This window comes from Streptomyces sp. NP-1717 (genome assembly GCF_022695985.1).
Taxonomy (GTDB): Bacteria; Actinomycetota; Actinomycetes; order Streptomycetales; family Streptomycetaceae; genus Streptomyces.
In genome coordinates, this window is the sequence record NZ_JAAPBF010000111.1 from 1 (window position 1) to 22,301 (window position 22,301).

The following is a 22,301-nucleotide window of genomic DNA, read 5'->3' on the forward strand; positions in this document are numbered from 1 at the left end:
GGCACCCCGGAACCCGAGGTCATCGAGGCGAGGATCCGGTGGAAAGTCCGCTCGTACGCCGACAGGTCGACGCTGTCCCCGTACGCCTCGTCGATCGTGAAGTCGACCCGCAGCCCCCCGTCGGGACCGCGGCTGACGGTCAGTGAGAGATCCTCGGCGGTGCCCCCGGTGGAGAGCAGATGCCCCACGGCCGGTATCCCCGCGAACGACGACTGCTCCTCGGCGACGACGATGTTGACCACCGGACCGAACCGGCGGCGCCCGTTCCCCGGCCACCCCAGATCACGCATCAGATCGGCCGAGCCGTACCGCTGGTGCCACTGCGCCCGCAGGGTCAGCGCCGCCACCCGGGCGGCGAACTCCTCGCACGTCACCGCGGTGTCGACCCGGCAGCGCAGCGGGATGACGTTCGCCATCATGCCGGGCACGCTCATGCCGTCCTTACCGAGCCGCCCCGAGACCGGCAGGCTCAGCAGGACGTCCGGGTCCCCCGTCCACAGCCTGCGGTGCAAGGCCGCCGCCGCGAGCACCGCCTGCTGCCAGGAGATCCCCGCGCGTTCGCCGAACGCGACGAGCCGCCCGAAGCCCTCCTCGTCCACCGACGACGTCTGCCGGCTGATCCGGTGCGTGAGCGCCCCGGCCGGCCCCGGGCCCGCCGGATACTCCGCACCCGCCATGACGTTCTTCCAATAAGCGGCGTCCCTGGCACGCGCCTTCGAGGTGGCGTACGCGTCCTGTTCCGCCAGCAGACGCTCGAACGAGCCGTACGGGGTACCCGGTCCCGCCGCACCGGCGAGGGACGCGTACAGCTCGGCGGCCCTGCGTCGCATCAGGGTCGCGCTGTAGCCGTCGTTGACCAGATGGTGCGCACGGTTGTACCAGAAGTAGCGGTCGGAGCCCACCGCGAACAGCATGTGGTGGAAGAGCGGGCCCCGTTCGAGGTCGGGCACGGTAGCCAGGTCGTCGAGCATCCGCCGTCGCGCGGCTGCCACGGGATCCGGTTCCGCGCTCACGTCGAGCAGTTCCACGGCGAAGTCCGGCGCGTCGCCGAAGTACTGCCGGGGCACGCCGTCCACTTCGCCGAACGTGATGCGCGCGGTCTCGTCCTCGGCCACCAGGGCCGTCACCGCCGCCTTGAGGAGCTCCGGATCGGCGGGGCCGTTGATCTCCAGATAGCCGCCCATGTTGAAGACGGGGTTGAGCGGATCCATCCGCTGCGCGTACCACACCCCCGACTGCGCCTCGTTGAGCGGACGTCCGCCGTTCACCGGACCAGACATGGCTTCCCCTTGTACGTTGTTCCGTTGGCGGACGCGTGACGGCGTCGGCGCGGTCCTGATACCGCGCCGGACACCCGGGACGAGCGAAGACCTGCGGCTCCGGGGCAAGGCCCTCAGACGCCGGCCACTGCCTCACGGCGCTGGATGACGTCCAGAATGTCCTGCACGCTCGCGACGTCGATCAGCTCGCTGTCGTCGAGGGTGAGGAAGAAGCGCTTCTCCACCTGGACGAGAATCTCCACCAGCGAGAGGGAGTCGATTCCCAGGTCCTCTTCGAGCCGGTCCTCGGCGGTGATGTCCGCCTGGATCTCCGGCATGACGTAGACGACGATTTCCCGCACTCTTTCCAGAGTCGTTTCCATGTCTCTCCCTCGGTGGTGGCGGGCGGACGCCGCGCCGGGTTGGGTGGTGACGGATCTTCGGTACGACAGGAACCCGTCTGCCGGGATCCCGTGGGGGGTCTCAGATGCTGTCGGCGGGGGCGACGGGCGGCAGGTCCGGCCAGATCAGCGTGGCCGCGGCCCAGGTGACACCGCCGCCGAACGCGGCCAGCAGGACCTTGTCGCCCGCCTTCAGCTCCCCGGAGCCCATCGCGTCCATGAGCGCGAGCGGGATCGAGGCGCCGGAGGTGTTGGCCACCCGGTCGACGTTGATGACCGCCCGGTCCTCGGGCAGGCCGATCTGCTTGGCGGTCGCCGCGAGGATCCGGCGGTTTGCCTGGTGCGCGACGAGCCGGTCGACGTCCTCGACCGCCCAGCCCGTCTTCGCGAGCACGTCCACCGACGCCTCGGCCATCCGGGCGATCGCGTGCCGGTAGACGAGCCGCCCCTGCATGCCGAGATAGCTCCGCTCCGGGTCGGCCGCCGAGAGCGCCGAGCGCTGACGCGAACCACCGGCCGGCGTCACCAGGATGTCCAGCAGATCGCCGTCACTCCCGAGCGTCTGGGCCAGCAGGCTGCCGGGCTCGTCGGCCGTACCGGCCCGTACCACCACGGCTCCCGCGCCGTCGCCGAAGATCGGGGCGGTGATCCGGTCGTCGTGGTCCACGATGGTGGAGATGGCGTCGGCGCCGATGATCAGACCGGTGCCGTAGGCACCGGAGGCCAGCATGCCGGCCCCGGCCGACAGCCCGTACACGAAGCCGGAACAGGCGGCGTTCAGGTCGAAGGCCGCGATCCCGGCGAGTCCCAGACGGGAGGCGACGGCGGGCGCGGTGGAGGGGAAGGTGTGGTCGGGCGTGCAGGTCGCCAGGATCAGGAAGTCGACCGGGGGGTTCCCGCACGCGTCGAGCGCGCGCCGTCCCGCCTCCACGGCCAGGTCCGACGTGGCGCCCTCGGGGTCGACGAGATGGCGCTGCTCGATTCCCGTCCGTTCCCTGATCCAGTCCGCGGTGACACCGAGCCGCTCCGCCACCTCCTCGTTCTTCACCAGACGGGCGGGCAGGGACACACCGATCCCCGAGATGACGGCGGTCCTGGTGCCAGGGGCACTGTGCGTTACCGGGGACATGGTCCCTCCTTGAGTGCGCGTGTGGTCGGCCCGGCGGGATTCCGTCGCTCTCCGAGGCCCGTTGCTGTCCTCATCGAACACCTGGTGCGAAACGGCCTGCGGCAGTTGTTCCGGCATTCGCGGAGCAGAACGGCCGGCCGGGACGGCCGGCCCCCGGCCCCGGTTCACCGGTGGCCCCCGACGGTCGCCACCCGTGCGACGGCCGGCTGGAAGGCACGTACCAGGTGGAACACCTGGAAGCGGGAGCGGCCGAGCTGATAGCTGGGGCGGGCCGTGCCGCTGAGCAGCAGATCGCGCACCATACGACCGCACTCCGGCAGGCTCCGCCCGGTCAGCGCGGCGACGTCGGCGAGCTCGAAACCGCCGTCCCGGCCGCCCCGTTCCCCGTCGCAGAGCCGGGCGAGCAGCGCCCTGCCGTCCGCCGGCAGCCGGGCGACCCGGCGCCGCAGCGCCTCCTTGAACCTGGCCCCCTCGTCGTCCCCGGCCAGATGGACCAGCAGGCTCGCCAGGTCGTCCTCCAGGCACTGCCGCAGGGTCGCCAGATCGTAGACGACCAGCCAGGAGGCGGCGGCCCGCAGCGCGGCGGGCAGACCGTCGAGCCTGCGGCAGACGTCGGCGACCGCCGGCACGTCGTCCGGCGTCAGCACGTACTCGGGCCTGGTGCGCCGCAGCTGGTCCAGGAAGAGCCGTACGGCCGGTATCCGTCCCAGCGAGTCGGGGGTGTACTCCCGCGTACTGTCCGGAGCCTCCAACGGGCCCAGCAGGAAGGTGCGTTCACCGGCGATCCCGTACGGCCCCTCCGAGGTCACCAGGATCCGAAGCTCCGGGCAGTCGCGCAGCAGCCGGTCGATCCCGTCGGTGTCCGGGCGGTCGGTCACCGCGCCGTCCACCACCAGGAGCGCGGGCCGGTCCGCGACGAGTTCGGCGAGCGCCGTGACATCGGCGTGCCGGCCGGCCCCCTCGACCGACCCTCCGGCGGGGGTCCGCTCTCCCGGCTGACCGAACAACGCCTCGGCGCACCCCGTGACCAGCGCGGCGAGACCCTCGGGGCCGCTCGGCGTCCGGTACGCGACGGGCGGACCCGCGAAGGCCGCCCACAGCACCGGGAATCCGCTGCCGCTGTGCAACCGGGCGGCCACCTCCAGCGCGAGCCGGGTCTTGCCCACTCCGCTCAGGCCCATCACATTGACCAACCGCTCGGTTCCCGAGGCGAGTTCGGCGGTGAGGGAGGCGGCCTCGGACTCCCGGCCCGTCAGGGTGTCGAGCGCGGCCGGCGGCACAATGGGCGCGGTGTCGTACCCCGCCTTCAGCGCCCAGCCGTTCTGGCCCTGGCGGGCGGCGGCCTCCAGATCCGCGCGGGCCCGCGGGCCCAGCCGCAGCCCGTCGGCGATCAGGCGCACGGTGGCGTGCCGCGGCCGGGTGGCCCTGCCCTGCTCCAGATCGCGGATGGCCCGCACACTGATGGTCGAGAGATCCGCCAGCTCGCGCTGCGTCAGGCCGACCCGGTCGCGGTGCCCGCGTACCAGCCTTCCGAACAGGCCGGTGCCATCGGCCGCTTCCCCCTGGTCGGTCTTGGCGCTCACCGTCTTGGCGCTCGTCGTCACCTTCAACACTCCTCGCGTCGGGACCTGGGTCCGGGCGACGGGTGTTCCCGCGTCGTTCCGTCCCCGGACCGGGACTCCCGACCCATCGTCCGAATCCGGTTATCGGCGCGGCATCTCCGGAACAACGGTCGGCGGTTTCCGCGCGGTGCGTGGTGCGCGGGCGGAACCGACGGTGAAAGGATGTGCGTCACTGGTGATAGCGGCGGGTTAAAGGCCGCGATAGTCCCGAGTTTCCGACTCTCCCTAAGTTCGGTGTCATCGAAGAGCGGAACCGAGGGAAGGAACCCCCGAGATGCGCGTCAACACAGTCCTCAAGAGCCTCGTGGTCACCGCCGCCATCGGCGGCACGGTCCTGATCGGCGGCACGGCCGCCCACGCCGCCGGGAGCGACGGCCTCCCCGCGTACGGCGCCTCCGCCTACTCCGCGCCGTCGGACGGCGTCCAGGACGGCAACGACCCGTGGGACTCCCCGCGGCCGAAGAACAACCCGTGGGACAGCGCGCCGGCGAACAACCCCTGGGACTGACCCGCGAGGAACCATGGACAGCCCGGCCGGTCCCCGTACGCACCGGCCGGACGGCGGCAGCACCGTCGCGACGCCGCCCGGTCACTCGTGACGGGCCGTCCGCGAAGCCGCCGCCCCCTCGTCGCTAGGGCAGTCGCGCGATGTCGCGCCGTACGATCTCCGCGCCACCGTGGTCCATGATCTGCTCCCGCACCGCGAGTGAGCGGACGAAGAAGTCGCGGGCCTCCTCGTAGCAGCCCTGGCCGGCCTTCAACTCGCCCAGGTTGCGCAGCAGATGGCCCTCGCCGATCAGATCCCCGCTGTCGCGCACCATAGCCAGGACGTCGGTCAGCGTCCGCTCGGCCTCGGCGTGTTCACCACGCTGGAACAGCACTTGCCCCACCCGCCGCAGCGCGCGTGCCTCACCGCCGGTGAACCCCACCGACCGGTAGATGTCGAGCGCCTCCTCCAACTGGGCGTGTGCGGCGGCCGTGTGACCCCGCCTCATCCAGATGTGCGCCCTCTGCGTCAGTACGGTCGCCCGGCCGACGATGTCCCCGATCAGCCCGAAGTCGTGGATCGACCGGTCGTAGAGGGCCAGAGCCCGGTCGTCGTCGCCGGCCTGCCGTTCGAGAAGGGCCAGGTCCCGCCGGCACAGTGCCAGCCCGCCCCGGTCACCGAGTTCGTCGAAGATGGCCAGCGCCTGGTCCAGTGATTCCCTGGACTCCTCCGGCTGGCCCCTGCTGAGGTAGAGCGTGCCGATCGAGGCGAGCAGAGCGGCGGTGCCGCGTCTGTTGCCGGATCTTCGAACCGCGTCGAGCGCCACCCGGTGCGTCGTCTCCCAGTGGTCGAGATAGCCACGGGCCTCGAAGAGCGTCACCAAGGTGGCCGCGAGATCCCAGCACAGTTCGTCCAGCCCTTCCTTCGCCGCGTGTTCCACCGCGTTGCACAGATTCTCCTGCTCCCTGTCCAGCCAGTCGAGCGGGTCGGCGAGCAGCTCCTCCACGTAGTCGGCCGGCGGCACCCACCGCGGGGCCGATCCGTGCAGGACGGTGTAGTCGCCGCCGTAGATCCTGCGATGGGCTCGCTCCGCCAGCGCGAGCCAGCCGCCCAGCATCCGCTCCGTCGCGCTGTCCCGCACGGCCCGGCTGTCGGTGACGGAGAGCTGCTCACGCGCGTAGACCTTGATGATTTCGTGGAACCGGTAACGGAATTCGCCGGTGCTCTCCACCGAGACGACATCGAGCATCTGCACGTCGACCAGGGGCTCCATCAGGTCGGACGGCTGCGCGCGGTGGTCGTCCAGGAGCGCCCCCGCGAGCCAGCCCGGCAGGGTGGGCCCCTGCGCCAGGCTCAGCCGGCGCAGCAAGTGCCGGTCGCCGGCGTCGAGTCCGTCGAACGTGAGCGACAGGCTGGTCCGGATGGTCATCTCGCCGTAGGCCAGCTCGTCGAGGCGGTGGCGTTCGTTCGCCAGGCGGTTGACCATCGACGCGAGTGACCAGTGCGGACGGGCGGCGAGCCGGGCCGCGACGATGCGCAGCGCCAGTGGCAGTCCGCCCACCGTACGGATCAGCGCCCGCGCCGCCTCCCGCTCGTCGTCCACCCGCTCGGGGCCGAGGATCAGACCCATCAGCTCCAGGGCCCGGGTCTCGTCCAGGATCTTCAGCTCGATACGGCGCGCACCGGGCAGGGCCGTCATCCGGGAGCGGCTTGTCACCAGCACCGCGCAGGTGTCGCTGCCGGGCAGCAGCGGGCGGACCTGGCCTTCGTCGTAGGCGTCGTCCAGCACCACCAGGACCCGGCGGGTGGCCATCAGCGTGCGGTACATCTCGGCGCGTTCGTCGAGGGAGGGGGGGATCACCGGGCCGGGAATGCCCAGTGCCCGCAGGAAGCGGCCGAGGGCGTCGGCGGGCGCGACCGGTTCGGCTCCCGCGCCCCGCAGGTCGCAGTACAGCTGGCCGTCGGAGAAGACCTCTCCGCTCAGCCGGTGCGCGATGTGGGTGGCGGTCGTGCTCTTGCCGATGCCGGGCTTGCCGATCATGACGGCAACGCCGACCGCGCCTTGGCCGGCGCCCCCGGTCAGTACGGCCTCGACCGTCTCGATCAGTGCCCTGTCACCGACGAAGTCCGCCGTGTCCGTGGGGAGTTGATGCGGCAGCTCGTCACGCTGCACCAGGTCGGCGGCCTCCGGTGCTGCGGCGGCGGGTTGCACGGCGGTCCGGGCCGGGGCGGTCGGCCCGGCGTGCAGCGCGCTGTCGCCGGCGAGGATGGCCGTCTCCAGCAGGCGCAGCTCCTCGCCGGGGATCAGCCCCAGCTCCTCGATCAGCAGATCGCGGCCGGCACGGTAGATGTCCAGCGCCTCGGACTGCCGGCCGGACCGGTGCAGGGCGAGCATGAGCTGGCCGCGCAGCCGTTCCCGCAGCGGGTTCTCGTGCAGCAACCGCCCTAATTCGCCGACCAGTTGATGATGGCGGCCGAGATCGAGCTCCAGCTGGATATAGGTCTCCACGGCGTTCAGCCGGTCCTCGTCGAGCTGGAGCGCCTTGGCGCGCAGCGCGTCGCTGGTGACCCCGCCGAGGCACTGGCCGCGCCAGAGCGCCGCCGCCGAGCGCAGCAGCTCGGCCGCCTCCCCGATCCGCCCCTCCTTGACCAGCACCTTGGCCTCCGCCGTACGGCGGTTGAAGAGCCGCAGATCCAGCATCTCGTCGGCGGCCGTCAGCAGATATCCCGGCGGCCGGGTGGTGATCGGGGCGTCGATGCCCGCCTCCGCGAGCCCCTTGCGCAGCCGGGACACACAGATCTGCACCTGGGTGCGCGCGGTGTCGGGCGGCTCCTCGTCCCAGATGAGGTCGACGAGGTAGTCGGTGCTCACCACCCGGTTGGCCTCCAGGAGCAGCGTCGCCAGGATCGCCTCCTGGCGGCCAGGGGGGATCCGTACGGGGCCGGCGGGGCCACGCACCTCCAGCGGGCCGAGGATCAGGAAGGCAAGCTGTGCCGAGCTGGTCCGTTCCACTGCCGACGACTCGATCATGCGTCTCCAAGCTCGGACACATCTGCGACGTTTGGGCACACAGTGTCAACGACCGTAAAACCGGTTGTCCATGGGGTGTGGATGGCTATCTTGGATATCCGTGTGTCTGGAAAGTAAATTCCGCGAACCAACGGGAGCCGGCGGCGGCCCGCACCCGGTGTATGAGCTGTGGTTTCGCCAAGTCCGCTGGGTATGCCGCATATTGACGGAACGTTGCACAATTGACGGTTGGTCAGATGGGGATGCTACCGCGCGCTGTGACGCCTGGGGCGGGTGGTGTCTGTGACCGTTTGCCCGAACCTGCGCGTGGCCGATGTCTTACGCCCGCGGGTGGTCATCTGAATCGGACTCCGTTCCGATTCCGTTCACAGTAATAGCGCGGTGATAGCCCCCAGTTGTGACACTCGGCGAGGGTGTCCGAGCGAACCACGCATCGCGGGCACGGACGCCTCGGTGCGAGTTGAGAGGAGTAGCCGTATGAGCGGCCTGTTTCCGAGGCGGTCACCACAGAGTGCTGCCTCCATGGCGGCCGGAATCGATCATGTGCGGCTGTCCTATCACTACCGCGACACCGGGGACATCGATGCCTTCGGATCGCTGCTGCATGAGGACGTGCAGGTCAAGCGGCCGGACGCACCCTTCGGGCACGGCCGCGACGAGGTCATACGCCTGCACACCCGGATGGCCGGAGGCAGGGAGCACCACCACATCTACAAGATCGTGGCCGACGGTGACTGCGTGGTGGTGACGGGAAGTTACACGGGTGCCGCCGACGGCGAGGGGGCGAACGGAGCCCACGCCGGTCCGCTGGAGTTCGCCGATGTCTTCACGCTCACCGACGACGGCATGCTGCTCGGCTATCGGCGGTTCTACTTCGTCGCACCGGGCTGAGGGGAGTCACCGCGCCGGTGCGCCGACCGCCCTCCCGGCTGTCCGGCGCCCCGGCGTACACGCGTGACGTTCTCGGCCTCCCGGCTCCCGGGCCCGCCGGCTCCTCAGCCGGCCGCCCGCTCCGCGGGGCCGTCGGGGCTGTTCTCGATCCACTCCTGGAGCTGGTCCGGCGTCACGGTCGGGTCGGCGATGAGCGAGTTCAGCGCGTCCGAGGCGTGGACGGAGGTGCTCACGGCGGGGCAGCGCCCGCATGCCGCCCGGCCGGTCTGCTGCCACCACTGACAGCGCGCACGCAAGTGGCAGCGGGGGAGCGGCTGTTCGTCGGCGGCGGGCAGGGTACGGACCTTGTCGATGAGCGTGCAGTCGTTGTTGAGGCGGTGGGCGCAACTGCTGACGCAGTGCGAGGCGAAGCGCAGGACCCGGGTCGGCTCGATGCCTTCCGGGACCATCGGCAGCACGTCCCTGGCCGGAGCCGGATTGGCGAGATAGGCCAGGGTGCCGTCCGACTGGGAGCGGACGCCGAGAACGACGGCCTCGGGCGCGAGGGCCTGTCCGCTGGGGCACCAGGTGGTGGGTGCGGGTTCGGCAGCAGTTGCGACGTCGGGCGTGTTCTCGGTGTCCATGACTCTCCTCAGGGCGACGGTGTCAGCAGGCGGCGGTCGCGGCCGTGCCGGGCTTCGACTGGAGGGCGGGGCGGCCCACCGGGTCACCGTTGAGGGCGACGGCCCCCTGAGCGGCCTCCAGAGCGACCGCCTGGGCCAGGTGCTCCTGGAGTTCGGCGGCGCTCGTGATGCGCTCGGCGGCGGCCGGCGCCGGGGCGGCCACCGCGGCGGTGGTACCGACGGCCAGCAGCCCGGCGGTCAGGAGTGCCGCGGCGGCTGCCCGGGGAGTCTGGGGCAAAGGAGACATGAAGTGATCCCTTCGGGTGGACTGACGGAGCGCGTCGTGCGTTCCCGAAAGGACGCTAGGGGGGTGAAGAGGGCACGACCGGCAGTCGGGGTGCCGGGTCGGGCGGCGGTTTCCGGTCAATGTCGCAAGGGTCGCCGCAGGCTCCCGACCACCAGTGATCGGGCGTCGCCACGGCGCCCGGGTCACCCCGGGGCCGGCCGGCCGATCAGCCCGGCCGCTGTCCGTCGGACACGGTGCCGGACGCGGCCGGGGATGCCGGTCGCGGAATCGGACTAGGAGTCGGTCCCGGCCTCGTTCCCGGCGCGCGGCGCGGGGTCCGTGCGGTGTGCCGGACCGCAGAGCGTGGCCGCGGCGCACAGGTCGGCCCTCGCCCGGAGGGGAACGCCGTTGGAGCGCAGTACCTTCCGGACGTCGAGGATCAGCGGGAAGACCTCCTGGTTCCAGTCCGAACCCTGTTCGTCCCAGGCCCGCTGCTCCGACTCCACCGCCATCCGGTCCTCCGCGAACACCCGCTCGGTGAAGCGCCGGATCAGCGGCCAGGCGAGGCGGAGCGCACCGGGGACGGGCGGCTTCTGGATCATGAGCAGACCGTAGACGTGATTGGTGCGCTGCTCGGCGTCCTCCGGTACGTACGCCACCCACAGGGAGAACGCGGGGAGTTCGGCCTTCTCGGGCACCGCCTGAAGGGTCTGGTAGGGGTACTGCGTACGGACGGTGACGACGTCCGGCGACTTGCCGCCGCCGAGCCCCTCGGCGGAGAGCAGACCCGCGCCGCGGTCCTTCCTCCCGCCGGCGGGGGTGAACAGGTACCGCGCCTCCACGAAGTGCGGGCCGGTGTCGTAGCCGAGCAGTTCCGGCTGGATTCTCCCGAGGACACCCCGGTGCAGGAACTGGTGATTCATGTCGAGCAGGTTCTCGTGCATGAACGAGTAGTGGCAGTGCACCGTGCGCGAGAACGTCATGGTCCGGTGCTTGGCCGAGGCGTACGCGGGCACCTCGGGCAGCGGTGTCTCGGCCGCCTTCTCCGGGTCGCCGGGGTACACGAAGACCAGTCCGTACGCCTCACGGACCGGGTAGGCGCGCACGCCGCGCGGCGGCCGGTCCGTCCCCTTGGGCAGATAAGGGATCTGGGAGATCCGTCCGTTGCCCCGGTAGGCCCAGGCGTGGTAGCAGCACCGCAGGGACTCGCCTTCCACGACACCCATGCTCAGCGGTACCTGGCGGTGCGCGCACCGGTCCTCCAGGGCGTAGACCGTGCCGCTCGCGCCGCGGTACAGCGCGATCCGCTCGCCCGCGAACCTGGCGGCGAAGGTGCTGTTCTTCCGTACGCTCCCGGACACGGAGACCGGATACCAGAAGTCGGGATTGATGCCGGTACGGCGGAGGTCGGCCTCGGCGGGGGAGGGGAAGGAGTCGCGTACGGCGTGCCGCTCGTTCGCCGTTCCGGGCCCGCCCGTCCCGTCCTGTGCTGACTGCGTCTCGGTCACGCGCTTCTCCCTCGCCCGCGGGTCGGTCCAGTGATGGGCCGCGCTCCGGACCGCGACACGATCGCGGATCACGCCGGGCCGGCGATCCCGGGCAGCCCGTCCCATACAACTGGCGCCCGCCGGGGACAGCACCTTTTGCGCGTCCGGTGGAGCGGGTGGCTGAGGTGGCGGTTGGGCCGATCGGGGCCGTCCGGCGGGGAGATTCCCCGGCCGGCGCGGGGGCCGGGGAGGACGATCCGGCGACGCGAAAGCGCCCCCGTCCGAGGGGATAGGCACCTCGGACGGGGGCGCACGGCCTCGGCCGAGAGCTAGCGGCGACCGAGTGCGCGGTCGACGGCCCTGATCAGCTCACCGTCGGCGGTGTCCCCGTCCAGCGACCAGAACATCGCGCCCCCGAGCCCCTTGGCGCGCACGTACGCCGACTTGGCGCGCAGCACCTGCGGGTCGTCGTACGTCCACATCGTCGTGCCGTCGAAGAGCCAGGCGTGGCCGTTCCTGACGTCGCGGTGGACGGTGTACGCCCCCGAGTCCGCGAGCTTCTTCAGCGCTTTGTAGTCCTCGTTGCCGTTCGCCCAGGTGCCCGGGGCGGGGCCGGTCGCGGGCTGCCCCATGCCGGTGCCGCCGCCCGAGACCCCGGTCCAGCCCTGGCCGTAGAAGGGCATGCCGACCACGAGCTTGCGCGCCGGTGCGCCGCGCCGCAGCCAGTCGTTGACCGTCTGGCTCACGCTGAAGTCGCCGGACCCGGCGAAGAGCGCGGACTGCTGGGCGGTCGTGGGCTCCCAGGTGCCGTGGAAGTCGTATCCCTGGAGGTTCACGAAGTCGAAGTCCCGCATGACCTTGGAGACTTCGAAACCCGCGTCGATCTTGGCCGGGGCCGTGGGGACGAAAGCGGTCAGCTCGTAGTGCTTGCGCTTCTCGTGGCCCTTGCGGGACTTGGCGTACGCGTCGAGCTGTCTGCGGAACTCCCGTACGAGCGCGGTGAAGTTCTCCTTGTCCTCGGGGCGGAACACGGTGCCGGCGTCGCCGGCCGAACCGGGCCACTCCCAGTCGAGGTCGATTCCGTCGAAGAGGCCCGCCGCCGCTCCCGCGCCGCCGCGAGTGCCGTCGACGGGCAGATTGCCCTTGATGTAGAGGTCGATGCACGAGGAGACCAGGGCGCGGCGGGAAGCGGGAGTGAGCGCCGCGTCCGAGAAGTGCTTGGACCAGCTCCAACCACCCAGCGAGATCAGGACCTTGAGACCGCGATGCTTCGCCTTCAGCTCACGCAGCTGGTTGAAGTTGCCGGCGAGGCGCTGGTCGTCGGTGTCGGCCACGCCGTCGACGGAGCCGGCCGCGTCCAGCGGGCGCGCGTAGTCGGCCCAGGCGTCCGCCTCTCCCGGGATGTTGCCGGTGAAGCACTTCCCCTCGGCGCTCACGTTCCCGAAGGCGTAGTTGATGTGGGTCAGCCTGGCCGCCGCCCCACTCGTGTCCATGTCCTTGACCTGGTAGTTACGGCCGTAGACACCCCACTGGGCGAAGTAGCCGACCCGCTTGTACGAGCTGTGCGAGGGATACGAGGGGTGCGAGCCGGACGTGTCGCCCCGGGGGGCGGGCTCGGCACCCGCGGCGGGGGCGAGAGTGGCCACGAGGCCGAGGGAGAGGGCGGCGATGGCCAGCCGGGAAAGGTGCTTTCGAGGCATGGGGCTCGTTTCCTGTGCGCGTGCCGGAAGGGAGCGGTGCGCACAGGAACGTATTGGTCTGGACCATTAACGTCAAGATGTGCGGCACCCCTACCGCAGGTAGGTGCGCGCGGGCCCGCCGCGAACGACGCCTGCTCCGGCACCCTCCGGGCCGGCCTCACGCCCGGCCCGGCCCGAACCGGCGCTTTACGAAATACCGTTGTTACTTGTGCGTAATGCATGCCGTGTCGGTGACATCGGCGACTATGGGCCGCCCTCGGCCGCGTGGCAACGTTGGCGCTGTCGCCGACAAGGGAGGGTGTGTGAACAAGGGTTACGCAGTTTTCTGCGACGCCGACCGGCAATTCTACGACTCGCCGCACCACCTTTCCCCGGCCGGTGAAACGGCCGGAGCCGCCGAATCGGCCGGCACCTCCTCGGCCGGGACGGGCGAGTGGTACGAAGCCGCCCGGCGCCCGGTGCCCGACGGATGGCAGCGCCATCACAGCGGTGACTGGCTGGCGTTCCGCCCGGTCGAGCACGAACTCCCGGCCCAGGGCTGGAAGATCCATGTCTCCGCCTGCCTGGACAACGCCGAGTCGATTCTCGACCGCACGTCGGCCTACTGCGTCGAACGCCGTATCGCTTTCAAATTCGTGCCGAGCAGATATCTCCTGCACACGCGGAACGCCAAATACGCCGACCGCGGCGCCAGCGGGAAATTCATCACCATCTACCCTGCGGACGACAAGCAGTTCGGGCGCATCGCCGGTGAACTCGACGCGATACTGGCCGGCGAGCCCGGCCCGTACATCCTCAGCGACCTGCGGTGGAACGCCGGCCCCGTCCACGTCCGCTACGGCAGCTTCACACGCCGGGACTGCTACGCCGACGGCATGCTGCGTCCGGCGATCGAGAACGCCGAGGGCAAGCTCGTACCCGATCCGCGCGGCCCCGTCTTCCGGACGCCCGACTGGATCACCCCGCCCGATGTGCTCCGTCCCCATCTCGAAGCGCGCGCCGCGACGACCGTCGAGTCCTCGCCGTACGTCGTCGAACAGGCCCTGCACTTCTCCAACGGCGGTGGTGTGTATGTCGGCCGCGACAGCAGGACCGGTGAGAAGGTCGTGCTCAAGGAGGCCAGGCCGCACGCCGGACTGGCGGCGGACGGCGCCGACGCGGTGACCCGGCTCACCCGGGAGCGGAACGCGCTGGAGCAGCTGTCGGGGCTCGCCTGCACCCCCGAGGTCCTCGACACCTTCGAGCTCGGCGGCCACCACTTCCTGGTGCTGGAGTTCGTCGAGGGCAGGCCGCTCAACACCTTCTTCGCCCGCAGGCATCCGCTGATCGACGCGGACCCCGGTGAGCAGCGGCTCGCCGAGTACACCGAGTGGGCCATGCGCGTGTACGGGCTGGTGGAAGAGGCCGTCCAGGCGGTGCACGCACGCGGGATCGTCTTCAACGACCTGCACCTGTTCAACATCATGGTCTCGGAGGACGAGTCCTCCGTCGTGCTGCTGGACTTCGAGGCGGCGGCGCCCGCCGCCGACAACGGGCGGCAGACCGTGGCCAATCCGGCGTTCGTCGCCCCCGCAGGCCGGCGCGGCTTCGACGTCGACCGCTACGCGCTCGCCTGCCTGCGCCTGGCCCTCTTCATACCGCTCACCAGCCTCTTCGCCATCGATCGCGGCAAGGCAGCGCATCTGGCGGACGTGGTGGCGCGGGAATTCCCCGTCGACCGGGGCTTCCTGGACGAGGCGGTGGCCGAGATCGTGCGCGAGCCCGCCCGGGCCGCGAGCACCGGTGCCGGTACGAGCACGCCCGTGGCGTCCGCGGAAACGGCGCCCCGGACTCCGGCACCCACCACGTCCGGCCCCTATCTGCCGGCCGAGCCCGCCGACTGGCCGCACAGCCGCGATTCCATGGTCCGCGCGATCCTGGCCTCCGCGACCCCCGAACGCGACGACCGGTACTTCCCCGGTGACATCGCCCAGTTCGCCACCACCGGCGGAGGTCTCTCCTTCGGATACGGCGCGGCCGGAGTCCTCTACGCCCTCGCCGAGAGCGGCGCCGACCCCTGCCCCCGCGCCGAGGAGTGGCTGCTGGAGCGGACCAAGCAGCCGGAATCGGGCACCCCGCTCGGCTTCTACGACGGTCTCGCGGGCCTCAGTTGGACCCTGCACCGCCTCGGCCATCCCCACCGCGCCCTGGAACTCGCCGAATTGACGCTCCGTCAGTCCTGGGACGAGCTGCCCGCCGATCTGCACGGCGGCGCCGCCGGCCTGGGACTCGCCCTCGACGCCCTCGGCGCGGCGACCGGCGAGAGCGGACTGGCCGACGCCGCCACGCGCTGCGCACAGCTCGCCGCCCGTTCCCTGGACACGGCTCCCGGCGCGACGGCCGCCGACAGCACACGCCGGGCCGGGCTGCTGTACGGCGGCGCGGGCACCGCCCTCCTCTTCATCCGCCTGTACGAACGCACCGGCGACACCGGACTGCTCGACCTCGCGGCCAAAGCGCTCCACAACGACCTGGACCGGTGCGTCCAGAGCGCGGGCGGCACACTCCAGGTGGACGAGGGCTGGCGCACCATGCCCTACCTCGGCGCGGGCAGCGTCGGCATCGGGATGGTCCTCGACGACTATCTCGCCCACCGCGGAGAGGAGCGGTTCGAGCGGGCTCGCGGCGACATCGTGCGGGCGGCCCAGGCCACCTTCTACGCGCAGCCCGGACTCTTCCGCGGTGCCGCAGGCATGGTGCTCCACCTCAGCCGTACGTCGGTCACCGGCCCCGGCACCGAACCGGCCGACATCGCGCGGCAGATGGGCACGCTCGCCTGGCACGCCCTGCCCTACCAGGGGCATCTCGCCTTCCCCGGAGAGCAGATGATGCGGCTCTCCATGGACCTCGCGACCGGCACCGCCGGTTGTCTGCTGGCAGTCGCCGCCGCCCACGCGGACGAACCCGCGCGACTGCCGTTCCTCCCGCCGCTGAAGAAGCGGCCCATGAACCGGCTCCTCCTGGAGTCGTGACCAGCACACCGTCCCCATAAAAGAGAGGCACTGTCATGAACCTTCTTGACCTGCAGTCGATGGAGACCCCGAAGGAAGAGGCCACGGGCGACGTCGCCACCGGCAGCCGGGCGAGCCTGCTGCTCTGCGGCGACAGCAGCCTGAGCATCACCACCTGTAACTGACACCACTGGTCGTCGGCAGGCCGATGACCTGGTGCGGCGCCGGACGGGCTTCCGAGCCCGTCCGGCGCTCCCGGCCGTCGGCCCCCACGCGTACCTCCCGCGCGACGCGCGCCCCAGCACCGGCCGCCGCCCGAACCGAGGGGACACCTTCTTGAAGTCGCCGCCCGTCCCGCAGGATCGTGAAGCGACAGCCGCCGGTCTCCTGCTGGGCGCCGCGCGCCACAGCGCGGGCCGCACCACGGCGGTCTTCCTCTGTTCCGCCGCCTCCGCCGCGGCGTCCCTCGCGCTGCCGGCCGTCCTCGGCCGCACACTCGACCTCCTGCTCCGGCGGAGCCCGGACGCCGACCCCTGGCTCCTCGCCTGCGCCGCCCTGATCGTCGCCGAGGTGCTGCTGGACGCGGCGGTGGCCCTGCTCGGCGGCACGGCTGGCGCCCGCTCCGCCGCCTGGCTCCGCACCCGGGCCACGGGCCGTCTGCTCGCCGCGTGGCCCGGCCACGCCTCCCGTTTCCCACCCGGCGACGTGGCCACCCGGCTCACGGCGAACGCCACCGAGGCATCCACCGCGCCCGTCTCCGCCGCGACGCTCGGGGCCTCGCTGCTCGCGCCCGGGGGAGCGGTCGTCGCGCTGTTCCTGATCGACCCGTGGACCGCTCTCACCTTCCTCGCGGGGCTCCCGCTGCTGGTACTGGTCCTGCGGGCCTTCGCCCGCGGCTCCTCCGACAGCGTCGCGAGCTACCAGCACGTCCAGGCCGACATCGCCACACGTCTGGTGGAGGCGCTGGCCGGGGCCCGTACGATCGCCGCCGCCGGCACCGAGGCACGCGACCGCGACCGCATCCTCGCCCCGCTGCCCGAACTGGCCGCGCAGGGCGGACGGATGTGGCGGATCCACGGCGCGGCCGTCGCACGCAGCGGTGTGCTCATGCCGCTGCTCACCGTCGCGGTCCTGGCGGTCGGCGGCATCAGGCTCGCGTCCGGGGACATGAGCGTCGGCGAACTGCTGGCCGCGAGCCGGTACGCGGCGCTCGCCGCCGGCGTCGGTACGGCCGCCGGCCTCCTCGGCTCCCTGATCCGCAGCCGCTCGGCGGCCCGCCGGGCGGCCGAACTGATGGCGCTGCCCCCCATGACGTACGGAGAGCGAACCCTGCCGCCCGAGGGGCGCGGGACGCTGGAGCTGCGCGGAGTGAGCGTGAAGCACGAGGACCGCACCGTCCTCGCCGGGGTGGACCTGACGATCCCCGGCGGCACGTCCGTGGCCGTGGTCGGCCGCTCGGGGGCGGGGAAGTCCACGCTGGCGGCGGTGGCCGGGCGGCTCACGGAACCGGACGGGGGGACCGTCCTGCTGGACGGCGTCCCGCTCGGCGCCCTCCGGCGGGACGAACTGCGCCGCGAGGTCGGTCATGCCTTCGAGCGCCCCGTCCTCTTCGGCGCCACGCTCGGCGAGGCACTGGCGGGCGGCTCGCCGATGCCCGGGGAACATGTCCGCGCGGCGGCACGCGCGGCGAGCGCGGACGCGTTCGTACGCCTCCTGCCGCAGGGCTACGCCACACCGCCGCACGCCGCGCCGCTGTCCGGGGGAGAGCTGCAACGACTCGGCCTGGCAAGGGCGTTCGCACGGGCCGGACGACTGCTGGTGCTCGACGACGCGACATCCAGCCTGGACACCGTGACGGAGCATCAGGTGGAGCGCGCGCTGGCGCGGGACGTCCGGCACGGCACCCGGCTGATCGTCGCCCACCGTCTCTCCTCGGCGGCCCGCTGCGACCTGGTGGTCTGGCTGGAGGACGGCCGGGTCCGGGCGACGGGCCCGCACGAGGAGCTGTGGCGCTCCCCGGAGTACCGCGCCCTGTTCGCCCCTCCGGACGCCGTACCGCCGCAGCCCGCGACTCCTCGACCCGCGTCTGCGCAACCGGCATTCACGCAACCGGCACCTGCGCGACCCGCACTTCCGGAACCCGCCGCCGAACGGGCCGACCGGTGAGCGCCGCCGCCGAGCCGCCGGCCACCGAAGCGTCCTCCGGCAGGGGGGCGCTGCGCCGTAACCTGCCGCCCGCCCGGCGGTTCCTGGCGGGCCGGAAGCGGGTCCTCGTCATACTCGGCGGGTGGTCGCTGCTGGAGTCCGCGCAGACGTTCCTCGGCGGGTACTGCCTCGCCCAGGCCCTCGACCGCGGCTTCCTCGCCGGACAGACGGGGACAGGCCTCCTCTGGCTCGCCGTCGCCGCCGCCTCGGTCCTCGGCGCCGGACCCCCGATGCGCGGCGTCTTCGCCCAACTCGCCGAGCTGACCGAACCGTTGCGGGACGCGCTCGTACGGCGCGCGGTCCGGCAGGCGCTGCGCCGGGCGGTCACCGATCCGGCCCGTACCGACGACCGCTCGGACACCGCCGCCGTCTCACGGCTCACCCACCAGACCGAGATCGTCCGTGACAGCTTCGCCGGACTCGTCCTCACCGTGAGGGCGTTCGTCTTCAACGCCGCCGGCGCGCTGATCGGCCTGCTGGCCCTCGCCCCCGAACTGCTCCTCGTCGTCCTGCCCCCGCTCGTCCTGGGCATCGCGCTCTTCCTGGCCACACTGCTCCCGATGGCCTCGGCCCAGCGCTCCTTCCTGGACGCCGACGAGGCCGTGGCCGAGGGCGTGGGCGCGGTGTCGGCCGGCCATCGTGACCTCGTGGCCTGCGGCGCGCAGACGGGCGCGGCGGAGCGTACGGGGCGGCTCGTCGACGCCGCCGAGCGGACGTCGCGCGTGCTGGCGCGCTGGGCCGCGCTGCGTACGGTGGCGCTCGGCGTCGCGGGCCAACTGCCCGTACTCCTCCTGCTCGTCGCCACTCCCTGGCTGCTGCGGCAGGGGGTGACGACCGGCGCACTGGCGGGGGCGCTCACCTATCTGCTCCAGGCGCTGCTTCCCGCGCTGCACAGCATGATGACCGCCCTCGGAGCGGCGGGTACGCGGCTGCTGGTCGTCGTCGACCGGTTCCAGGACGCCACCGCCCCTCCCGTGCCACCGAAGGCCCCGGACCGGGCCGCCGACGCCGGCCTCCCGCGAGGCCGGCGCCCCTCGCGCGCCGCCGTGCCGTCGGTCGAGGTCCGCGCCGTCACCCACGCCTACGGCCCCGACTCACCACCCGTGCTGGAACACCTGAGTCTCACCGTCAGGCGCGGCGAACACATCGCCGTCGTCGGCCCGAGCGGCATCGGCAAGTCGACCCTCGCGGGGGTCGTCTCCGGGCTCGTCGCCCCCGACGACGGAACGGTGCTGCTCGGCGGTGAACCGGTGGCCGGCCGGACCGCCCAGGACCTCGCGGACCGGCGCGTCCTGATCCCGCAGCAGGCGTACGTCTTCACCGGCAGCGTCCGCGAGAACCTCCTGCATCTGCGGCCGGACGCCACGAGCGGCGAACTGACGCACGCGGTGAGGACGTTGGGCGCCGGGCCACTCGTCCACCGGCTCGGCGGCCCGGACGCCGTGCTGGACCCCCGGGCCCTGTCCCACGGTGAGCGCCAACTCCTGGCCCTGTGCCGCGCGTACCTCTCCCGCGCGCCACTCGTGCTGCTCGACGAGGCCACCTGCCATCTGGACCCGGTCGCGGAGGCCCGCGCCGAACGCGCCTTCGCCGAGCGGGCCTTCGGCGACGGGGCCCGCGCCCGTGACGGCGCCCTGATCGTCGTGGCCCACCGGCTGTCGTCCGCGCGCCGGGCGGACCGCGTGCTCGTCCTGGACGGCACGACGCCGCGGTTCGGCACGCACGAGGAGCTGCTGACGAGTTCGGCGCTCTACCGCGACCTGTTCGGCCACTGGGAGCACCCGCCGCCGCCCGCCGGCCGCTGAACGGCCGAGCACGGGAGCACTGCCGGGCGGCCGGCCCCGGCTACAGCCATCCCGCGTCCTGGGAGATCCGTACGGCGTCCATGCGATTACGCGCCCCGACCTTGCGTATCGCGGAGGCCAGGTAGTTGCGTATCGTCCCGCTCGACAGATGCAGGGAGGTCGCGATGTCGCCGATGGGCGAACCCTGCGCCGCGAGCGCCAGAACGCTCAACTCCCTCGGCGTCAGGGGCAGTTTGGTCGCCTGGAGGAAATCGCAGGCCAGAGAGTCGTCGACATACCGCTCACCGCGCGCCACCCGGTGAATTCCCTCGATCAACCGGCTGGGGTCCCCGTCCCTGTTGACATACCCCAGCGCCCCCGCCTCGAATGCCTTCATCAATGCTCCGGGCTTTCTTTCCGACGTGAGCACCAATAACGCCCCCATACCGCCCTGCCCGTTGCCGGGCCCGGGCATTCCCGTGCGCGCCGGGTCTTCGAGACAGTCGATATCGGTCACCCATACATGCGGAGACGAACACAGCGCCTCCTGATGGACGGGGCGCCTGGGGGACGCCGACACCTGGAGCGTCTCCTCGCAGCGCAGCAGCGCCACGAGAGCTGAACGGAACAGTCCGAGCCTGTGTACGACTTGAACATGGATCATGCACGTCCCCCTGTAGATGGTGAGTCGCCGGTCGGCATCACATCCACTGCCCGTCCTGCGCCGACGGGAACTCCTTGCCGACCGGAAGCTGAGGCACTTTTCGGACTGCCGTGAGCCCCCGTCATGCGCTTGTGCTCCCCAGTACGCCCCCCAGATTTTATCCGGTCTCCGTCCCATCTCGGAAAAGCTGTCACATCCACCCGGCAGACGGAAAGAAAAAGAGACTTCCGGTCAATCGGCGATTGATTCAAGTCGAAATTAAGGACATGGCCAATCTTCGACGGCGACCTGCATATGCCCCCGGAAACGGTCCTGAGTGCAGCGGAAATTCATGTTCTCGCAGGTGAGGCGCAGAAAATTTCCCCGAGGCAACTGTTGGATCCCGGACGCCGGCCCGGTGCTCCGCCGGAGCTCACCGATGGGGGTGCGGTCGGGACTCGTCCGCCGGTTCCGGCCGCTGCTCGGGCAGAGCGGGTGCCGGCGTCGCGCGGGGGGTGTTGACGGCGGGGGCGAGAAAGATCGCCACGGCGACGAGGACGAGGACAACGGTCATCGCGGCGCGCAGCCCGTAATGGTCGCCGAGGAAGCCCAGACCGGGCGGCCCCACGAGGAACGCGATGTACCCGATCGTCGCCACCAGGCTGACGCGGCTCGCCGAGTCCGGCCCGGAATCGCCGGCCGCGGAGAGCGCGAGGGGGAAACCGAGCGCGGCGCCGAGCCCCCACAGGAACACCGCCGCCCCGGCGAGCAGGGGGGCGTCGGCGAAGATGACGACGGCCAGTCCGAGGGCGGCGGAGAGGGCGCTGGCCCGGACTACGGCAGCACGGCCGAAGCGGTCGATGAAGTAGCCGCCGCTGAAGCGGCCGATCGCCATGGCGGCGGCGAAGCCCGCGTAGACGGCGGACCCCAGGGCGGGGTCCATGTCGTGCCCGTCGACCATCAGCAGCGGCAGCCAGTCGTTGGCGGCGCCCTCGGCCAGGGCCATGGTCAGGACGATGCCGCCGATCAGGATCAGACGCCGGTCCTTCCAGACCGCCGGCCGCTTCCCCGGCTGCCCGGCCTCGACGGGCTCCGCGCCGTGCCGGGCACTGCCGGTCCCGGTGGGAATGGCCCGGTAGGCGTAGGCGAAGAGAGCCGCGGTCACGAGGGCGACCGCGCCGAGATGCCACACCACGGGGACGGTGGCCGCGGTGCACACGATGCCCGCACAGGCGCCGATCACCGTGCCGAGGCTGAAGTAGCCGTGCATCGCGGGCAGCACGGTGAGCCGGGTGATGCGCTCGACCTCCGCGCCGTCGACGTTGAGGGCGACCTCGCCGCCGCCCATGCCGGCGCCGAAGAGGAACAGGCCGACGGTCACGACGGGCGCCGACGAGACGTCGGTCCCGGCGCCGATCACGAGCACGCTCAGCACGATCAGGGCGGTCCCGACGCCGATGACGGGCCGGGCTCCGAAGCGGGCGACCAGGGGGCCGGAGCTGAGGATGCCGAGCATGGAACCGACGGACAGCCCGAACAGGATGAGACCCATCGCGCTGGTGGAGGCACCCAGCTGATCCCTCACGTCCGGGGTCCGGGTGACCCACGAGGACATCGAGAGCCCGGGTATCAGGAAGAAGACGAAGAGTGCTCTCCGGCGTCGGCGTACCGCGATATCGATCATTGAGACAGGCCCTTTCTGCGCCTGTCATAGTACGGCGGGCCTCGTCGGCGCCGGTCGGGGGGCTCGGCGCACGGTGCGGGCGCCGAGCGTGTGACCAGGG

At 71.7% G+C, this 22,301-nt stretch carries 17 protein-coding genes; 6 read left to right on the forward strand and 11 right to left on the reverse strand.

All coding sequences use genetic code 11. The annotated features are described in order from the left end of the window. The 4 genes from GXP76_RS21430 to GXP76_RS21445 form a co-directional block, all read right to left on the reverse strand. Positions 1-1,280: condensation domain-containing protein (locus GXP76_RS21430; RefSeq protein ID WP_242573194.1), on the reverse strand; the 1,280-nt coding region annotated here is incomplete at its 3' end. Between the two features lie 113 nt (positions 1,281-1,393). Further along, entirely contained in the window at positions 1,394-1,642 is a 249-nt protein-coding gene (locus GXP76_RS21435) for an acyl carrier protein (protein WP_242573195.1), read from the reverse strand. Between the two features lie 100 nt (positions 1,643-1,742). After that, positions 1,743-2,789, reverse strand: coding sequence for a beta-ketoacyl-ACP synthase III (locus GXP76_RS21440; RefSeq protein ID WP_242573196.1), 1,047 nt, complete (start codon positions 2,787-2,789; stop codon positions 1,743-1,745). Between the two features lie 164 nt (positions 2,790-2,953). Continuing rightward, entirely contained in the window at positions 2,954-4,393 is a 1,440-nt protein-coding gene (locus tag GXP76_RS21445) for a helix-turn-helix domain-containing protein (RefSeq protein WP_242573197.1), read from the reverse strand. A gap of 292 nt (positions 4,394-4,685) precedes the next feature. Between GXP76_RS21445 and GXP76_RS21450 the strand changes: the two genes are divergently transcribed. Beyond that, entirely contained in the window at positions 4,686-4,919 is a 234-nt protein-coding gene (locus GXP76_RS21450; RefSeq protein WP_242573198.1) for a hypothetical protein, read from the forward strand. 124 nt (positions 4,920-5,043) lie between these two features. Here the strand turns inward: GXP76_RS21450 and GXP76_RS21455 are convergent, their stop codons facing one another. Further along, positions 5,044-7,911, reverse strand: a complete 2,868-nt coding sequence (locus GXP76_RS21455; protein ID WP_242573199.1) for a BTAD domain-containing putative transcriptional regulator — start codon at positions 7,909-7,911, stop codon at positions 5,044-5,046. 495 nt (positions 7,912-8,406) lie between these two features. On the opposite strand from GXP76_RS21455, the gene GXP76_RS21460 reads away from it, so the two are divergent. Then, entirely contained in the window at positions 8,407-8,820 is a 414-nt protein-coding gene (locus tag GXP76_RS21460) for a nuclear transport factor 2 family protein (RefSeq protein WP_242573200.1), read from the forward strand. Positions 8,821-8,924: 104 nt separating this feature from the next. On the opposite strand, the gene GXP76_RS21465 is transcribed toward GXP76_RS21460, so the two are convergent. From GXP76_RS21465 to GXP76_RS21480, 4 genes are all read right to left on the reverse strand, one after another. Beyond that, positions 8,925-9,443, reverse strand: a complete 519-nt coding sequence (locus GXP76_RS21465; protein ID WP_242573201.1) for a hypothetical protein — start codon at positions 9,441-9,443, stop codon at positions 8,925-8,927. A gap of 22 nt (positions 9,444-9,465) precedes the next feature. Next, positions 9,466-9,729 (reverse strand): hypothetical protein, encoded by a 264-nt coding sequence (locus GXP76_RS21470; protein ID WP_242573202.1) that lies wholly within the window; start codon positions 9,727-9,729, stop codon positions 9,466-9,468. A 272-nt stretch (positions 9,730-10,001) separates the two neighbouring features. After that, positions 10,002-11,216, reverse strand: coding sequence for a Rieske 2Fe-2S domain-containing protein (locus tag GXP76_RS21475; RefSeq protein WP_374361966.1), 1,215 nt, complete (start codon positions 11,214-11,216; stop codon positions 10,002-10,004). A 308-nt stretch (positions 11,217-11,524) separates the two neighbouring features. Then, positions 11,525-12,895 carry a glycoside hydrolase family 18 protein gene (locus GXP76_RS21480; RefSeq protein ID WP_242573203.1) on the reverse strand — a complete coding sequence of 457 codons (1,371 nt, stop codon included), beginning with the start codon at positions 12,893-12,895 and terminating at the stop codon, positions 11,525-11,527. A 302-nt stretch (positions 12,896-13,197) separates the two neighbouring features. Between GXP76_RS21480 and lanKC the strand changes: the two genes are divergently transcribed. The 4 genes from lanKC (at position 13,198) to GXP76_RS21500 (ending at position 19,895) form a co-directional block, all read left to right on the forward strand. Continuing rightward, on the forward strand, positions 13,198-15,906 hold the full coding sequence (lanKC, locus tag GXP76_RS21485) for a class III lanthionine synthetase LanKC (RefSeq protein ID WP_242573204.1): 2,709 nt from the start codon (positions 13,198-13,200) through the stop codon (positions 15,904-15,906). 35 nt (positions 15,907-15,941) lie between these two features. Beyond that, positions 15,942-16,070: a SapB/AmfS family lanthipeptide gene (locus tag GXP76_RS21490; protein ID WP_023536623.1), complete on the forward strand. Its 129-nt coding sequence runs from the start codon at positions 15,942-15,944 to the stop codon at positions 16,068-16,070. Positions 16,071-16,221: 151 nt separating this feature from the next. Then, complete coding sequence (locus GXP76_RS21495; protein WP_242573205.1) at positions 16,222-18,051, forward strand: ABC transporter ATP-binding protein; 1,830 nt, start codon at positions 16,222-16,224, stop codon at positions 18,049-18,051. Next, positions 18,048-19,895 (forward strand): ABC transporter ATP-binding protein, encoded by a 1,848-nt coding sequence (locus tag GXP76_RS21500; protein ID WP_242573206.1) that lies wholly within the window; start codon positions 18,048-18,050, stop codon positions 19,893-19,895. Before GXP76_RS21495 ends, GXP76_RS21500 begins: the two co-directional genes overlap by 4 nt. Positions 19,896-19,935: 40 nt before the next feature. On the opposite strand, the gene GXP76_RS21505 is transcribed toward GXP76_RS21500, so the two are convergent. Next, the gene (locus GXP76_RS21505; RefSeq protein ID WP_242573207.1) at positions 19,936-20,538 is read right to left on the reverse strand and encodes a response regulator transcription factor; all 603 of its coding nucleotides are present in this window, start codon (positions 20,536-20,538) and stop codon (positions 19,936-19,938) included. Positions 20,539-20,950: 412 nt separating this feature from the next. Next, the gene (locus GXP76_RS21510; protein WP_242573208.1) at positions 20,951-22,201 is read right to left on the reverse strand and encodes an MFS transporter; all 1,251 of its coding nucleotides are present in this window, start codon (positions 22,199-22,201) and stop codon (positions 20,951-20,953) included. Positions 22,202-22,301 lie beyond the last annotated feature (100 nt).

Coding starts and splice junctions, on each gene's coding strand:
- GXP76_RS21440 (WP_242573196.1), bottom strand. CDS start 2,789: ATGTCCCCGGTAACGCACAGTGCCCCTGGCACCAGGACCGCCGTCATC.
- GXP76_RS21470 (WP_242573202.1), bottom strand. CDS start 9,729: ATGTCTCCTTTGCCCCAGACTCCCCGGGCAGCCGCCGCGGCACTCCTG.
- GXP76_RS21465 (WP_242573201.1), bottom strand. CDS start 9,443: ATGGACACCGAGAACACGCCCGACGTCGCAACTGCTGCCGAACCCGCA.
- GXP76_RS21460 (WP_242573200.1), top strand. CDS start 8,407: ATGAGCGGCCTGTTTCCGAGGCGGTCACCACAGAGTGCTGCCTCCATG.
- GXP76_RS21505 (WP_242573207.1), bottom strand. CDS start 20,538: ATGATCCATGTTCAAGTCGTACACAGGCTCGGACTGTTCCGTTCAGCT.
- GXP76_RS21510 (WP_242573208.1), bottom strand. CDS start 22,201: ATGATCGATATCGCGGTACGCCGACGCCGGAGAGCACTCTTCGTCTTC.
- GXP76_RS21490 (WP_023536623.1), top strand. CDS start 15,942: ATGAACCTTCTTGACCTGCAGTCGATGGAGACCCCGAAGGAAGAGGCC.
- GXP76_RS21435 (WP_242573195.1), bottom strand. CDS start 1,642: ATGGAAACGACTCTGGAAAGAGTGCGGGAAATCGTCGTCTACGTCATG.
- GXP76_RS21480 (WP_242573203.1), bottom strand. CDS start 12,895: ATGCCTCGAAAGCACCTTTCCCGGCTGGCCATCGCCGCCCTCTCCCTC.
- GXP76_RS21450 (WP_242573198.1), top strand. CDS start 4,686: ATGCGCGTCAACACAGTCCTCAAGAGCCTCGTGGTCACCGCCGCCATC.